The organism is Acinetobacter sp. NEB 394 (genome assembly GCF_013374795.1).
Classification (GTDB): Bacteria; Pseudomonadota; Gammaproteobacteria; order Pseudomonadales; family Moraxellaceae; genus Acinetobacter; species Acinetobacter johnsonii.
This window is the reverse complement of record NZ_CP055277.1, coordinates 1,725,698-1,739,987: the sequence shown is the minus strand read 5'-3', so window position 1 is coordinate 1,739,987 and position 14,290 is coordinate 1,725,698. Positions and strand designations below refer to the sequence as shown.

The window sequence follows — 14,290 nt, the reverse complement described above, 5'->3', positions numbered from 1 at the left end:
TTCTATCATCGTAAACTCAAATAACCGAAACCCACTAAACAGTCGATTATTCCCAGCAGAAGCTTTAAAATACAGATAAAAGACAACTGTAATGAATTAGCACGTATTAGGCATGCAACAACAAAAAGTCCACTACCCCTTGGGGGCTCATCTCATAGTCAAACATTTTGGCTATACGCATCACGGCATATATGCGGGGCGTGGACGTGTGATTCATTATTCAGGTTTTGCACATCTTTTTAAAAAGCATCCGATTGAAATAACCTCCATCGAGAACTTTAGCCACGGACGCAAAATTACAGTCAATCAGTACCAAGACCCCAAATATAAAGGCCGTAAAGTGGTTCGCCGTATGCGCTCACGCATGCATGAAAACAACTACCATCTTATTATTAATAACTGTGAACACTTATGCACGTGGGCCATTACAGGCGTTGAAAGTAGCCCACAAGTCATCAAAATGATGAACCGACTCACTACCATTGGCTATGTCAGCTCTATGATGAGTTTTATGAACAGCCTAATGTTAACGCTCACCACCACCTGTTTTGCCTTGGTGCTTTATATCAAAAAGAAATTACGTGATAAGGCCAAACAGCAGCTCGGCAACTATTTTGAGTTTAAAGAAGAGCGCTCTAAAAAAGATCACTGATGTGAACGTAATTGAAAAGGCGGAAATTTATCTTCAACTAAGTTGAGCTGGATATCGTATTCAAGCCATGCCTTGGCACCATCTAACACTGTAGTAAAGCCACCTGTTGCATCCATCACATAATGAATCAGCTCATTACCTTGTAACTCAATGTCATAGTTTCGAATAATCACATAGGTATTCATGCTGTCGATTTTTTCAAATACAAAATCAACTTTAGTTTTAGGCGTGCCCCATTCGATGCAGATCAGCTCATTTTCAACGACTTGTAGGACATGAGTCGAGTGCGTAATTTGGTATTTATCCCATGTCCAATCGACCATTGCGCCTTTTTCTAAATAGCCCGAAGACTGACTAAACCAAAACTTGGTGGTTATGAGTGGATCAACAAAAGCGTTGAACACAATATTGACAGAACGCCGAATCAACATCTGAGTTTCGATCACGGTAGTCATTGTTATATCCCTATCACTTTTAAACTTAGTGATAGCACATCTCAATAAACCAATCATATCGAAAATTTGTTATGGCTCAGGCAATCTGCTGATTTTCTGTTATGGATTTGTTCACTGCTTTAACTTAAATTAGCTCTATGTGCGCTCACTGGTTCTGGCAAAGATTCATTTAAAGAACTGAGCATTTCGCGCTCTATGCCCCGCACAATAGCATCTAAAGGCAAGTCGTTTTCTTGAAGTCCGAAGGGTTCTTCTAACTCTGCACTTAGCGCATCTAAACCCAATAAGAGATAGGCAATTAAGGCCACGATTACCGGTGACCAAAAACCAAGACTGGAACTTAAACTAAAAGGTAAAATGAGACAGAAAGAGTACACGGCACGGTGTAATAAAACCGAATAAGAAAATGGCAAAGGTGTAGATGAAATACGGTCACAACCAGCGTGAATATCCCCCATTGCCACTGTATGTTTAGTCAACATACTGTAAATAATATCGCTAATCTCACCACGCTTATACAACGCCGCCAGATCTTTCTGCGTAAGCTCTAATAGATATTGTGGTGGATTAATATGCGTAGCCAATGCCTGCCACTGCTCTGCTGTCAGTTGAACTTTGGCTTGATAGTGGTCATAGGTATGACTTTGCTGCCGTAAACGATCTCGAAGCAAGTGGCTAAATAACATGACGCGATACATCAAAACTGTACGCTCTGCATCATTTAAGACATAACTATCACGAATCATATGCCGTGCGTTGGCAATCATTGCGCCCCATAGCTTACGCCCTTCCCACCAGCGGTCATAACACGCTGTATTTCGAAAGCTTAAGAAAATCGAAAGAATCACACCAAATACAGTAAAACCAATGACAGGCACTGCAGGAGCAGTCACGTAATGTTGAGTCGCTAGATAAACCAACAGAGTTGAAATTAAAACACCGACCATCAGTGCTGGAAACACTTTCGGTAAAATGGTGCCACGCCAAGCAAAGAGTAATGCAAAGCTATTGGTTTTATCTCGAACAATCACAGTGTATTCCTATTGGTTTGCTACGAAAAGGCTCAACCGAAGTTGAGCCTTAATCTATATCCACATCAAGCAAACAGCGCTTATTTAGGCTTAAAGCTGTCTTTTAAGTCTAAAATACGGTTAAACACAGGTTTTTCTGCTGTATGGTCGTATTGATCTGCAACAAAATAACCTTCACGCTCAAATTGGAAACGGTCTTCAGGCTGTGCTTGCGCTAATGCAGGCTCAATCACCGCGCGTACAATTTTCAACGAATCAGGATTCAAGTTCGCTAAGAAATCATCACCCACTTCAGGGTCCGACTCTGTAAAGAGGCGATCATAAATACGCACTTCAGCAGGAATGCCCTTGCTTGCAGATACCCAGTGAATCACCCCTTTAACTTTACGCCCTTCTGGATTTTTGCCCAAAGTTTCAGGGTCGATTGAACATTTCAACTCAACAACTTCACCGTTTTCATCTTTAATCACTTCATCACACTTAATGACATAAGCATGGCGCAAACGAACTTCACCACCCGGAATTAAACGCTTGAAGCCTTTTGGTGGTTCTTCTTCAAAGTCTTTACGGTCAATGTAAATTTCAGAGGTTAACGGAATCACACGCTCACCCATGTCTACATTTGGATGACGTGAATGGGTTAAATCCATATCGTTAGGCAAGTTGGTGAGTGTGACTTTGAGTGGATTCAATACTGCCATACCACGAGCAGCTATATTTTCCAATGACTGACGGATGCAGTATTCAAGCATTGCAACATCAACAATACCATCTGACTTCGAAACACCAACACGCTTACAGAAGTCACGTAGGCCTTCTGGGGTAAAACCACGACGACGCATACCTACAACGGTTGGCATACGTGGGTCATCCCATCCATTGACATAACCACCTTCAACCAATTTACGCAATTTACGCTTAGAGGTAATGGTGTAGTCGATATTTAAACGGCTAGATTCATACTGACGTGGTACTGCTTCCGAGTGTACTTTCTCAACCACCCAGTCATAAAACGGACGGTGATCTTGGAATTCCAAAGTACATAATGAGTGAGTAATGCCTTCGATTGCATCGGATAATGGATGCGCATAGTCGTACATTGGGTACATTTTCCATTTATCACCTGTTTGGTGATGCTCTGAATGGAGTACACGGTACAAAATAGGATCACGCATATGCACATTTGGAGATGCCATATCAATTTTGGCACGCAGAACAGCTTCGCCTTCTGCAAACTCGCCATTGTTCATTTTTTCAAAACGCGCAAGGTTTTCTTCAACTGAAGTATCACGGTAAGGCGAGTTTTTACCCTGCTCAATAAAGTTACCACGGTTCAAACGAATTTCTTCAGGTGACTGCAAATCAACATAAGCATCACCCTGTTTAATCAGTTGAACCGCCCATGCATGGAGTTGATCGAAATAGCTTGACGCATAGCGTGGTTCGCCATTCCACTCAAAACCTAACCATTTAACGTCATTGGCGATCCCATCTACATATTCTTGTTCTTCTGCATCTGGGTTGGTGTCATCAAAACGTAGGTTGCAAAAACCATCAAACTCGTTGGCAATACCAAAGTTCAAGCAAATTGCTTTCACGTGACCAATGTGTAAATAACCATTCGGCTCTGGTGGAAAACGTGTGACCACTTTTTGCGTACGTCCTTCGGCCAAATCTTCGGTAATCACTTGGCGCACAAAGTCTAAGCCTGGCTGTTGTTCTTGCTGCGCTGCGACAGAGGCATTGTTACTTGGTGTCGGGTTATTTGGCAGTGTTGAAACAACATCATTCGGCTTCATAGTTTAAAAATCACTTTGATGAAAAAAATTAAGGAAAAATAGGGTCCTGCTATACGAGCATAATTCTAACTGATCTATCAGTCGATTTATGAATATTTTACAGCCCCTTAAACGATATTTGATCTATTTTACAAAGAAAATAACGTTTTTACTTGCCTTGTAGTTTACAGTTTGCTTATGCTTCTCACAACCAAAAAACCCATGGCTTTGATGTCCATGATTAGGAGATTACACAATGAGTTTTCCTCAAGTCGAATTAAACACCAATAAAGGTCGTATTGTTCTTGAACTTAACAACGAAAAAGCACCGATTACTGTTGCTAACTTCTTAGAATACGTACGTGACGGTTTCTATGACGGCGTAATTTTCCACCGCGTGATCGATGGTTTCATGATCCAAGGTGGTGGTATGGATGAAAACTTCAAAGAAAAAGCAACACGTGATGCAATTGAAAACGAAGCTGATAACGGCTTAACCAATGACCTTGGTACAATTGCAATGGCGCGTACACAAGCACCTCACTCTGCATCTGCTCAGTTCTTTATTAACGTGGGTAACAACTCTTTCCTTAACCACTCTGGCAAAAATGCACAAGGTTGGGGTTATGCAGTTTTCGGTAAAGTAACTGAAGGTCTAGACGTAGTAAACGAAATTAAAGGCGTTCGTACTGGCAACCGTGGCTACCACGCTGACGTTCCACTAGAAAACGTTGTGATTGAATCTGCTAAGATCATTTCTGAGTAATTTTTAAATCCTCCCCAGCCCTCCTTTGATAAAGGAGGGAGCTAGACTCTCATTCGAATATGAGATTATCCTCCCTTTTTAAAGGGAGGTCGGGAGGGATTTTTAAAAGGAAACTTCCGTGACCTATTTGTTTATCGCTGATTTACACTTGTCACCAGATCACCCTCGACTCGTTCGGGGGTTTTTAGATTTATTAGATGCTTATAAAAACAAGAATACCCAGCTCTATATTTTAGGCGACTGGTTCAATGCATGGATTGGTGATGACTACACAGCCCCTTGGCTAGATGAAATCATTCGCGCCTTAAAACAGTTTTCAAATGCAGGCAATCACATCTATTTCTTAGCAGGTAACCGTGATTTTGCCCTAGGACAACAGTTCCTCGACCAATTTAATGGTCAACTGTTAGCCGAAGTATGCACACTCAATCTTTCAGATCACACCATTCGTATTGAACACGGTGATCTACTTTGCACGGACGACGTATCCTATCAGCGCTTTCGTAAAATTATTCGAAATCCACTTCTGCTGAAGTTTTTAAAAAGTACGCCGCTTGGCTTTAGACAAAAATTGGCCAATGGATTCCGTAAAAAAAGCCGTCAAGCGCAACAGTTTAAAAGCTATGAAGTCATGGATGTGAATCAAGATGCTGTTCAAGCAGCATTAAGCAATGCGGATTTACTGATTCACGGACACACCCATCGTGCCAATATTCATGATATCGATGGGAAAAAGAGAATTGTACTCGGTGACTGGAAAGAAGATTCCGCTCAGATTTTAGAAATTAATGCGAATGGTCATCTACAAAATTTGGCATTAAAAAAATGGCAGTATTAATGCCATTTTTTTACTATACCAATCAATATTATACATAATGCTAACTCAAGTACTTACCGCCTTAATTCAACTCATTTAGACGGTACAATTGATTAACACCGGTATAAAAACTCAAACCATCTAAGTTCATTGGAAGAGTTTCGCCAGATTCAAGTTGAATCATATGCCCCACTTCAACCCAAATTAAACCGTGATTTGTATTCTGTTGACGTTTAAGTGGCACCAATTTTACATTGATTTCACTACCATTTACGGCTGTAGCAACACGCCATGTATCTAAAGTTGTCAAAATTTTAACTCACTAAGTGAGCTTTTTGTGATGGAACAAAGAGATTAATAAAACGGGTTTTGAATAATAATTCTGTAGTTACAACGATGATATTCAAGCCAAATGCCTGAACTCAGATAGATCACAATCAGCTATATCATAGAAAAGTAGGAACAATACCTACTCGTAGTCTGCATTATACTAGGTTGTCAAGATTTAAGCAAAAGTAGCTCACTTTGGGTAAATACTAGCATAAACCAGAAAATGATTTGTTTAAGGCACATCGGTATTTTGATCTTTTAAATTTTTAATTTCACGAGCCAACTTATAATTCCAAACCATGACAGCCACAGCAATCACTAGAAACTTAAAATTCCATTCACTATATTTTTGATATTCCGACACAATAATTAAAATACTCAAACCAAAAATCAACACCGTAAAAACTTTCGTTAAAGACTGTTGTCGGATTTTAGCTTTGATATTTTTAGGTTCTAGATCAAACATTTATACAGTATGTTCATTATTTTAAAGAAGTAATTCAACCACTTTATAAATTTGATTGCAACACAATTACTATCTCAATGTCACATAAAGACAAAACGATTAACTTACATCCAGCTTTGATTACATACTAACTGCCTCCCCCCGTAGAAATTGAGTGGCACACTCGTTATTCAATAATGATAACGAACTAAATCTCTATGCCTTTTTCAACTAAAATCTAAGTCTGTTCGAGTTGTAGCGTGATCACAAGTCTCCTTTCATCGGTTAGAATGAGACATCAACAATAAATCGAGTGCGATTATGGATCTACTAAATATTTCAAAAAGTCGTTATACCACCAAAGCTTATGACCCAAATAGAAAGATCCCTCATGAACAGTTTACTCGATTATTAGAAATTCTCCGCTTAACGCCATCGTCTATAAACATCCAACCTTGGCATTTTTTCATTGCAGAAAACACAAACGCCAAAGAGCGGATTGCAAAAGCACTGGTGGGTAAATACGCATACAATGCTCCCAAAGTACTAGATTCATCACATACAATTTTATTTTGTACCAAAGCCGATATTTCTGAGCAACATTTGGAAAATTTATTGCATCAAGATGACCTACATGGTCGTTTTAAAGATGATGCCGCTAAGCAAGGCCAAAAAGACAGTCGTTCAAGTTATGTCAACTATTACCGCAATGAAAAAGGTGATGTGCAGCGTTGGGCCGAAAACCAAACCTTTATTGCTTTAGGTCAGATTCTATTGGCTGCGGGTATTGAAAAAATTGATGCGACGCCAATTGGTGGTTTTGATGAATCTATTATTAGTGAAGAGCTAGGTTTAGCCGAACAAGGTCTAATCCCTTCTGTATTGCTCACACTAGGATATCGTAGTGACGCCGACTTCAATGCAAAACTGCCAAAGTCTCGCCTAAATAAAGAAGATATTTTCACGCAACTGTAATGCTATTTGTATATAAAAGGGACTTCAGTCCCTTTTATATTTTGGGCCTGAAAATTGCTTTATCATGTTCAATGTCAAAACAAAAATAGTGAGGTTGCTGATGTCTGTTAAGCCCAATATGCCGATGAAATTTGAATGTGCACATTGCAATAAAATCTATTTAGGTCAGTATCAACATATCATGCGCCCTCACTATCCCGATTGCCCCAGTTGTGAGCAACCAGGGCTGTTATTAGGAATTGCAGTAATTGAAGATCTGCTCAAACACCCTTTTTCCTTTGTGCAGAACTATTTTAAACAGACATTGCATAAGCTAAACAAGCCACGCTTGTGATACCCAACACCAATCCAATGGCTGTTGCGAGTTTGAGCTTTTCTTTAAAGAAAAGCAGTCCGCTGAATACACCTAACAACACCACCATAATATTCATGCCCGCAAAAACCACCGCTGGGCTGTCCTTGAGCAGCAAATGAGCTTTGACATACAATGCGATATTGGCAAAGTTCATCACGCCAAGACATAAACCTGCCATGACGTTCTTAGTTAAGCCGATATTTTTCGTAGTCACGGCAACATAACCGACTGACAATAAAAACGCACAAATAAACATCAGGTTTAACGCAACAGAAAACTGCACACCCAGCCCTGTTGTATATTTGAGTAAGACATCAATCAGCGCATAACCAAACCAGACTAGTGCTAGATACAACACGGCCTGTTTTTGACCTTCTCCACCACCAGAGGCATTGGTAAATAAAATGCACATCACGGCGGCAAGCCCCAAGACTACCCCGACAATTTTGAGCTGATTAAACTGTTCTTGAAAAATAAAATAAGCCGCCAATAAAGATAAAATCACCGACAAACGCTGTGCAATTTCTGTTTTGACAATGCCTGCATATTGTAAAGATTTAGCTAAAAATAAAAATACACTCGGCAACAAAACACCAAGCGCGACAATTAGCCACCAAGGGGTATTTGAAATAGAAACGTGGCTTAGATCAGGTTTAAACCAGAAGTAACAAAGCAAACTGGCTGAAGCATAGTTCCAGCTGATCATCTGGATCGGATCAAATCCTTTGTTTTTGCCCCATTTTAAAAGAATGGAGACCACCACACTGCAACAGGCCGCAGCAAATATCAGTTCCATAGCACACTCTTATTATTGTCGCCTCGAATATAAACACACATAGAAAAGCCCACATCAGGGTGGGCTTTTCCAATATAAATGATTCAAAAAGAATTATTTATAACGATCAACCATTTTCTCTAAAGAAATTGGACGAATCTTATCGGCATTACCCGCAGTACCAAATGCTTCATAACGGTCAACACAAATTTGTTTCATTGCATCTACAGTTTTCGCGAAGAATTTACGTGGGTCAAATTCGCTTGGTTGTTCAGCCATCATACGACGCATTGCACCAGTCGATGCTAAACGCAAGTCTGTATCGATGTTGATTTTACGAACACCGTGCTTAATTGCTTCAACCAATTGCTCAACAGGAACACCATAAGTTTCTTTGATGTCGCCGCCGTACTGGTTAATGATCGCTAACCATTCTTGTGGTACAGAGCTTGAACCATGCATGACAAGGTGGGTATTTGGAAGAGCCGCATGAATTTCTTTAATGCGGTCAATTGCCAAAATATCGCCTGTAGGTGGACGCGTGAACTTGTATGCACCGTGAGAAGTACCCACTGCAATTGCAAGCGCATCTACATTAGTATCTGCAACGAACTGACGTGCTTCTTCAACAGAAGTTAAAAGTTGAGAATGGTCAAGAACACCTTCAGCGCCTACACCATCTTCTTCACCCGCCATACCCGTTTCAAGGCTACCTAAACAACCGATTTCACCTTCAACTGAAACACCGCATGCATGCGCCATTTGTACTGTACGACGAGTTACATCAACGTTGTATTCATACGTTGTTGGTGTTTTACCGTCTGCACCCAATGAACCATCCATCATCACAGATGAGAAGCCCAATTGAATTGAACGCTGGCAAACGTCTGGATCTGTACCATGGTCTTGATGCATTACCACTGGAATGTGTGGCCATTCTTCAATTGCAGCCAAAATAAGATGACGTAAGAATGGAGCACCTGCATATTTACGCGCACCCGCTGATGCTTGTACGATAACAGGTGAATTTGTCGCATCTGCTGCAAGCATGATTGCGCGCATTTGTTCTAAGTTGTTTACGTTGAATGCTGGTACGCCGTAAGCATGTTCGCCGGCGTGATCCAAGAGCTGGCGCAATGAAATAAGAGCCATAATGTCCTCCCAGTTGATGCGACATATTCTACATGCTCAAAGGTTTCAATTCAGCAACAAATAACACTATTTAAAAAAAAGCCCCGCAATTGCAGGGACTTTTTACGAAATTCGCGTGTATTTAGTGTGCTGTAGCTGCCGAAGCCTCTACCGCAGTATCCGCAGTTGCAGCATCTGCAGGTGCATTTGCAACTTCAGCAGGAATGTCTTTGTTCTTTTCATCCAATTCTGGCTGATCAATCGCATCAATTGCCGCTTGTTGTTCAGCCGTTACAGCTTCTTCAACTGCTGCTGTTTCAGATGCCGCAGCGGTTTGCTCTGGTGCTTCATTTTTCTTACAAGCAGTCAGTGCCAATGGTGCTAACAAAAGTGCAGCAAGGGTCATTTTTAAATTCATAATGTTTTCCTAGAACAGATGATTTAATGCCCTGTAGTTTATTTCAGCATTATTTCATTTTCATGACTGAATGATGAATAGATTTGTTAATCCCATAAAAAAAGGTTGACCGAAGTCAACCTTTTTACAACAGCATGAGCACACAATAATTATTGTGCACGCTCTATCAGCGCTGCAACTGCAGGAAGTGTTTTGCCTTCGACAAATTCAAGGAATGCACCACCACCAGTTGAGATATAACCGATTTTGTCAGCAACTTCGTATTTATCAATCGCAGCTAAAGTGTCACCACCACCTGCAATAGAGAAGCCAGCAGATTCAGCAATCGCTAAAGATAAAGTTTTTGTGCCTTCGCCGAATTGATCAACTTCAAATACGCCCACTGGGCCATTCCAAAGAATCGTTTTTGACGTTTTTAGAATGTCTGCAAATGCTTTTGCTGTTTCTGGACCTACATCCAAGATCATGTCATTGTCAGTCACATCTTCAACTTTCTTCACGACTGCTTTAGCAGCAGCCAATGAACCTAAGAAGTCTGCAAAATCGATTTCAGAAGCATCAGCTACTACAACATCCGTTGGAAGCGGCACAGAAACTTTTGCCGCAATTGCCTTTGCCGTATCGATCAAATCATTTTCACACAATGATTTACCTACATTGAAGCCTGCTGCAGCCAAGAACGTATTGGCAATACCACCACCCACGATCAATTGATCGCAAATATCAGAAAGTGATGTCAACACATCTAACTTAGTCGATACTTTAGAACCCGCAACAATAGCAACCATTGGTTTTTCAGGCGTTTGTAATGCACGGCCAAGTGCATCTAACTCAGCCGCCAATAAAGGACCAGCCGCCGCAACTTTCGCTAAACGTGCCACACCTTCAGTTGATGCTTCTGCACGGTGCGCTGTACCGAATGCATCCATCACAAATACATCGCATAGTGCTGCATATTTTGCAGCAAGTTCTGGATTGTTTTTCTTTTCACCCGCGTTAAAACGGCAGTTTTCAAGGAGTACCACTTGACCTGCTGCAACTTCAACACCATCAAGGTAATCCGTCACTAATTGAACGTCTTGACCCAATGCTTCAGTCAAATACGCAGCAACAGGCGCTAATGATTGTTCTGGTTTTGGCTCACCTTCAACTGGACGACCAAGGTGAGAATAAACCATTAGTGCTGCGCCTTGTGCTAACGCTGCTTTAATTGTTGGTAAAGCGGCACGTAAACGTGCATCGCTTGTAATCACACCATTTTTAACAGGAACGTTTAAATCTTCGCGAATAAGAACACGTTTACCCGTTAAATCGAGGTCAGTCATACGCTGAAAATTCATGTAGAGCTCTCTTTCTATATATAAAAATCGCGTCGATTTTAAATGATTATGCAGAAAAAGGTTAGCTTCTTTTGCAGAAAAGCAAACGAAAGGCAAAGTTTTGCTATCATAGTAAAAAGTCTCACTAGATTTAGCATTTATGTCTATTCATCCTGATCCAAATCTAAACCGTTTAAACGTTTTGGGTGAACCTTTAGCCAGCTGTTGTTATTCCCCGATCACGGGATATTTCCGTAATGGTTTTTGTCATACAGCACCTTCTGATTTGGGACAACACACGATCTGTGTCGAAATGACCTCTGAGTTTTTAAATTTTTCTCAGCGAGTGGGTAATGATCTCATTACCCCCGTACCTGAAGTTGACTTTCCAGGTCTACAACCTGGCGATTTTTGGTGTATCTGTGTGACCCGTTGGGTAGAAGCATATCAGGCCGGTTTTGCGCCTCCTGTTAAAGTTCAAGCTTGCCATCAAGCTGTACTCTCCTATGTACCGCTGAATGTGCTTATGGAATATGCAGTCGAATGAATACTTCAGAAATCATCTTGGCATCAAGCAGTCAAACTCGTAAAGACCTCATGAATCGTTTACGTCTAGAGTACCGCTGCGTTGTGCCTGATATAGACGAATCGCCTCGCGGTGAAAGCCATGCCGATGATTTAGCCAAACGACTGGCTTTTGAAAAAGCGCATGTCATTGCGTCACAGAACCCTGAAGCAATCGTAATTGGTTCAGATCAAGTGGCATGGCGTGAAGGTGCACCCGATATTTTTATTGGTAAGCCATTGAGTACTGAAAAAGCCATTAAACAGCTACAGGCCAATTCGGACAAAATTGTGTACTTCAGTACCGCACTCAGCGTGCAGCAACACTCAACTGGATTTGAACGTAGTCTAGTTGAACACTATAAAGTCAAATTCCGTAAACTGGGACTGCCTGAAATTCAGCGTTATGTTGACGTTGAACAGCCACTGATGTGTGCTGGAAGCTTCAAGTGTGAAAGTCTTGGTATCAGCTTATTTGAACAAATGATAGGACAAGATCAAACTACATTGATGGGTATGCCTATGATTCAGTTGTGTCATATTCTGCGTGAATTAAAAGTGCTTGTGCCATAATTATGTAGAAGTATTTTTAGTTGATTCCTCAATAAATTGAACAGCAGCAGATGTTGCTGTTCAATTTTGAGCATTAAATGTAACAACAGCATGAATAAAATATATAGCCAATCGCTCAAAGCTTTTTAGACAAATTTACTGAGAGATAAGCTTGTATGAGTCGTTTAAAGTACATTCGAATTAATAAACTACGGTATAGCGTCATCAGCATAAAAAGAATAAGAAATGAAAATAGACCAATATTATTAGGGTCAAAGCTACTCACACTTTCCCTCTGTCTAAAGAGATATTTGACAAATAACAATGCCAATACCAAATAGCCATACCACATTTTATTATATAGCGGATGATCTTCAGCAAGACTTTTGGCTTGTCTAAAAAGTAAGATATGCTGATATTGGGGCACCTTAGCCAAATTTTTTGTTTTATATATCCTATCGATTGAGGATGATTTTTCCGCTAATTTGGACTGACTTTTCTCTCTTTCTTTTTGCAATATCTCATTCGCCATTTTCTCGGCATCTTCTTTACTTAACATTATTTTTCTTCACTATATTTTAGACCTATTATGCTGTAAAAATTTTGATGCCTGCAATCATAACGACTCAGACAAACTTAATTTATTTAAATCAACCAAGCGCATTTAAATAAATCTAACGATACTTGCGCATAGGCCTTCGATCATAAGACAATAGTCACAATATTGTTTTAAATTTGCTTAGGCTATTTTCATGTCCCAATCTCTTGATGTTCTTGGCGGTATTACAGCTGAACAATTCCTTGCCGAATATTGGCAAAAAAAGCCATTATTGGTCCGCAACGCGCTGCCTGAAATTATCAATATTTTAGAACCTAGCGATATTATGGAACTGGCTTTAGATGAAAATGTCACAGCTCGTCTCATCAAACAAAAAGACCGTGACCCAAATCAGTGGTCGGTAAAGTCTTCACCGCTGTTAAAAGCTGATTTCCAAAAGATGCCAAAACTCTGGACTTTATTGGTTCAAGCCGTAGATCACTACTCTTTTGACTTAGCAGCACTGTGGAAAAAATTTCCTTTTATTCCGCAGTGGCGCCGTGATGACATCATGGTGTCTTATGCGCCTAAAGGTGGCTCTGTCGGAAAGCATTTTGACTTTTACGATGTCTTTTTAGTTCAAGGTTATGGACACCGTCGTTGGCAATTGGGTCAAATGTGCGATGCTGAATCTGAGATTGTTGCAGGCCAACCTTTAAAATTACTACCTGAAATTGACGTACATTTTGACGAAGTATTAGCACCAGGTGATCTACTTTATGTACCACCAAGTTTATCACATTTTGGTGTAGCTGAAGATGACTGCCTGACCTTCTCTTTTGGCTTCCGTATGCCAAACGTCACCGACATGGTAGACCGTGTAGGCGATAAACTATCTGATAACGCTCTGCTGCGTAATCCTTTGCTCGATATTGTCCGTGATCAACAAAGCCCGATCGGTCAATTAACACAAAACGAATTGGATTATTTAAAAGCAGAAATTTTGGCTCAGCTACAAAATTCAACTTTGCTTGAAGATGCTATTATGACCTTGATATCAGAGCCGAAATACCCTGAAAATATTCCTGAAGCTGAAGAAATTGGCACAGGAGATTTAGAAGGTATTTTAGACCAAGGCTATCAGCTGATCTTAGAACCCGCTTCTCGCCTACTTTATACTCACGATGAAGATGAATTCTTATTTTGGGCAAATGGTGAAGGGCTATGCATTTCGGAGCAATTTGCACCATTACTCAAGAATTTAGCAGATGGTGAAGCACTGTTACTTGATGAAAGCTTATATGATGCCGATATTCTAGAAGACATTGCAATGCTGATGAACGAATCCGTCTTAATGCTACTCCCACCTGACGAAGCTTAAGCAAACCA

Annotated in this window: 18 protein-coding genes; 8 read left to right on the top strand and 10 right to left on the bottom strand. The window is 40.5% G+C overall.

Annotation, left to right across the window (positions count from 1 at the left end):
* Positions 1-112 precede the first annotated feature (112 nt).
* Positions 113-652, top strand: coding sequence for a lecithin retinol acyltransferase family protein (locus HUK62_RS08295; RefSeq protein ID WP_078426565.1), 540 nt, complete (start codon positions 113-115; stop codon positions 650-652).
* On the opposite strand, the gene HUK62_RS08290 is transcribed toward HUK62_RS08295, so the two are convergent.
* The 3 genes from HUK62_RS08290 to HUK62_RS08280 form a co-directional block, all read right to left on the bottom strand.
* Positions 646-1,107 carry an SRPBCC domain-containing protein gene (locus HUK62_RS08290; RefSeq protein ID WP_004696977.1) on the bottom strand — a complete coding sequence of 154 codons (462 nt, stop codon included), beginning with the start codon at positions 1,105-1,107 and terminating at the stop codon, positions 646-648. The two genes, HUK62_RS08295 and HUK62_RS08290, sit on opposite strands and share 7 nt — an antisense overlap.
* A 119-nt stretch (positions 1,108-1,226) precedes the next feature.
* The gene (locus tag HUK62_RS08285) at positions 1,227-2,138 is read right to left on the bottom strand and encodes a bestrophin family protein (RefSeq protein ID WP_176537602.1); all 912 of its coding nucleotides are present in this window, start codon (positions 2,136-2,138) and stop codon (positions 1,227-1,229) included.
* A gap of 80 nt (positions 2,139-2,218) precedes the next feature.
* The gene (locus HUK62_RS08280; protein WP_176537601.1) at positions 2,219-3,937 is read right to left on the bottom strand and encodes a glutamine--tRNA ligase/YqeY domain fusion protein; all 1,719 of its coding nucleotides are present in this window, start codon (positions 3,935-3,937) and stop codon (positions 2,219-2,221) included.
* 235 nt (positions 3,938-4,172) lie between these two features.
* Between HUK62_RS08280 and HUK62_RS08275 the strand changes: the two genes are divergently transcribed.
* The gene (locus tag HUK62_RS08275) at positions 4,173-4,682 is read left to right on the top strand and encodes a peptidylprolyl isomerase (RefSeq protein ID WP_004696971.1); all 510 of its coding nucleotides are present in this window, start codon (positions 4,173-4,175) and stop codon (positions 4,680-4,682) included.
* Positions 4,683-4,800: 118 nt separating this feature from the next.
* Positions 4,801-5,520: a UDP-2,3-diacylglucosamine diphosphatase gene (locus tag HUK62_RS08270; protein WP_176537600.1), complete on the top strand. Its 720-nt coding sequence runs from the start codon at positions 4,801-4,803 to the stop codon at positions 5,518-5,520.
* 61 nt (positions 5,521-5,581) lie between these two features.
* Here HUK62_RS08270 and HUK62_RS08265 read toward each other — a convergent pair whose 3' ends face one another.
* Both HUK62_RS08265 and HUK62_RS08260 read right to left on the bottom strand, forming a co-directional pair.
* Complete coding sequence (locus HUK62_RS08265) at positions 5,582-5,809, bottom strand: transposase (protein WP_176537599.1); 228 nt, start codon at positions 5,807-5,809, stop codon at positions 5,582-5,584.
* A 252-nt stretch (positions 5,810-6,061) separates the two neighbouring features.
* Positions 6,062-6,295 carry a hypothetical protein gene (locus tag HUK62_RS08260; protein WP_004696964.1) on the bottom strand — a complete coding sequence of 78 codons (234 nt, stop codon included), beginning with the start codon at positions 6,293-6,295 and terminating at the stop codon, positions 6,062-6,064.
* 300 nt (positions 6,296-6,595) lie between these two features.
* Here HUK62_RS08260 and nfsB point away from each other — a divergent pair, with 300 nt between their 5' ends.
* Together nfsB and HUK62_RS19020 are read left to right on the top strand one after the other, a co-directional pair.
* Positions 6,596-7,249 carry an oxygen-insensitive NAD(P)H nitroreductase gene (gene nfsB, locus HUK62_RS08255; RefSeq protein WP_176537598.1) on the top strand — a complete coding sequence of 218 codons (654 nt, stop codon included), beginning with the start codon at positions 6,596-6,598 and terminating at the stop codon, positions 7,247-7,249.
* 100 nt (positions 7,250-7,349) lie between these two features.
* Complete coding sequence (locus tag HUK62_RS19020) at positions 7,350-7,583, top strand: hypothetical protein (RefSeq protein WP_227556809.1); 234 nt, start codon at positions 7,350-7,352, stop codon at positions 7,581-7,583.
* Here HUK62_RS19020 and HUK62_RS08250 read toward each other — a convergent pair.
* From HUK62_RS08250 to HUK62_RS08235, 4 genes are all read right to left on the bottom strand, one after another.
* Entirely contained in the window at positions 7,543-8,400 is an 858-nt protein-coding gene (locus tag HUK62_RS08250) for a DMT family transporter (protein ID WP_176537597.1), read from the bottom strand. The two genes, HUK62_RS19020 and HUK62_RS08250, sit on opposite strands and share 41 nt — an antisense overlap.
* A 93-nt stretch (positions 8,401-8,493) precedes the next feature.
* Positions 8,494-9,531: a class II fructose-bisphosphate aldolase gene (fba, locus tag HUK62_RS08245; RefSeq protein WP_004984718.1), complete on the bottom strand. Its 1,038-nt coding sequence runs from the start codon at positions 9,529-9,531 to the stop codon at positions 8,494-8,496.
* A gap of 121 nt (positions 9,532-9,652) precedes the next feature.
* A complete protein-coding gene (locus tag HUK62_RS08240) occupies positions 9,653-9,928 on the bottom strand; it encodes a hypothetical protein (RefSeq protein WP_126036722.1) in 276 nt (91 codons plus the stop codon).
* Between the two features lie 149 nt (positions 9,929-10,077).
* On the bottom strand, positions 10,078-11,268 hold the full coding sequence (locus HUK62_RS08235) for a phosphoglycerate kinase (RefSeq protein ID WP_058869696.1): 1,191 nt from the start codon (positions 11,266-11,268) through the stop codon (positions 10,078-10,080).
* Positions 11,269-11,407: 139 nt separating this feature from the next.
* On the opposite strand from HUK62_RS08235, the gene HUK62_RS08230 reads away from it, so the two are divergent.
* Both HUK62_RS08230 and HUK62_RS08225 read left to right on the top strand, forming a co-directional pair.
* A complete protein-coding gene (locus HUK62_RS08230; protein WP_004984725.1) occupies positions 11,408-11,794 on the top strand; it encodes a DUF2237 domain-containing protein in 387 nt (128 codons plus the stop codon).
* A complete protein-coding gene (locus HUK62_RS08225; RefSeq protein ID WP_176537596.1) occupies positions 11,791-12,384 on the top strand; it encodes a Maf family protein in 594 nt (197 codons plus the stop codon). The genes HUK62_RS08230 and HUK62_RS08225 overlap by 4 nt, the downstream gene beginning before the upstream one ends.
* A gap of 115 nt (positions 12,385-12,499) precedes the next feature.
* Here the strand turns inward: HUK62_RS08225 and HUK62_RS08220 are convergent, their stop codons facing one another.
* Entirely contained in the window at positions 12,500-12,922 is a 423-nt protein-coding gene (locus HUK62_RS08220; RefSeq protein WP_176537595.1) for a hypothetical protein, read from the bottom strand.
* A 193-nt stretch (positions 12,923-13,115) separates the two neighbouring features.
* Between HUK62_RS08220 and HUK62_RS08215 the strand changes: the two genes are divergently transcribed.
* Entirely contained in the window at positions 13,116-14,282 is a 1,167-nt protein-coding gene (locus HUK62_RS08215) for a cupin domain-containing protein (protein WP_078425057.1), read from the top strand.
* Positions 14,283-14,290: the final 8 nt, after the last annotated feature.

Bases quoted from the DNA above. Each gene is read 5' to 3' on its own strand.
- HUK62_RS08290 (WP_004696977.1), bottom strand. From the start codon at position 1,107: ATGACTACCGTGATCGAAACTCAGATGTTGATTCGGCGTTCTGTCAAT.
- HUK62_RS08250 (WP_176537597.1), bottom strand. From the start codon at position 8,400: ATGGAACTGATATTTGCTGCGGCCTGTTGCAGTGTGGTGGTCTCCATT.
- HUK62_RS08220 (WP_176537595.1), bottom strand. From the start codon at position 12,922: ATGTTAAGTAAAGAAGATGCCGAGAAAATGGCGAATGAGATATTGCAA.
- HUK62_RS08295 (WP_078426565.1), top strand. From the start codon at position 113: ATGCAACAACAAAAAGTCCACTACCCCTTGGGGGCTCATCTCATAGTC.
- fba (WP_004984718.1), bottom strand. From the start codon at position 9,531: ATGGCTCTTATTTCATTGCGCCAGCTCTTGGATCACGCCGGCGAACAT.
- HUK62_RS08240 (WP_126036722.1), bottom strand. From the start codon at position 9,928: ATGAATTTAAAAATGACCCTTGCTGCACTTTTGTTAGCACCATTGGCA.
- HUK62_RS08225 (WP_176537596.1), top strand. From the start codon at position 11,791: ATGAATACTTCAGAAATCATCTTGGCATCAAGCAGTCAAACTCGTAAA.
- HUK62_RS08260 (WP_004696964.1), bottom strand. From the start codon at position 6,295: ATGTTTGATCTAGAACCTAAAAATATCAAAGCTAAAATCCGACAACAG.
- nfsB (WP_176537598.1), top strand. From the start codon at position 6,596: ATGGATCTACTAAATATTTCAAAAAGTCGTTATACCACCAAAGCTTAT.
- HUK62_RS08235 (WP_058869696.1), bottom strand. From the start codon at position 11,268: ATGAATTTTCAGCGTATGACTGACCTCGATTTAACGGGTAAACGTGTT.
- HUK62_RS08280 (WP_176537601.1), bottom strand. From the start codon at position 3,937: ATGAAGCCGAATGATGTTGTTTCAACACTGCCAAATAACCCGACACCA.
- HUK62_RS08215 (WP_078425057.1), top strand. From the start codon at position 13,116: ATGTCCCAATCTCTTGATGTTCTTGGCGGTATTACAGCTGAACAATTC.
- HUK62_RS08230 (WP_004984725.1), top strand. From the start codon at position 11,408: ATGTCTATTCATCCTGATCCAAATCTAAACCGTTTAAACGTTTTGGGT.
- HUK62_RS08275 (WP_004696971.1), top strand. From the start codon at position 4,173: ATGAGTTTTCCTCAAGTCGAATTAAACACCAATAAAGGTCGTATTGTT.
- HUK62_RS19020 (WP_227556809.1), top strand. From the start codon at position 7,350: ATGTCTGTTAAGCCCAATATGCCGATGAAATTTGAATGTGCACATTGC.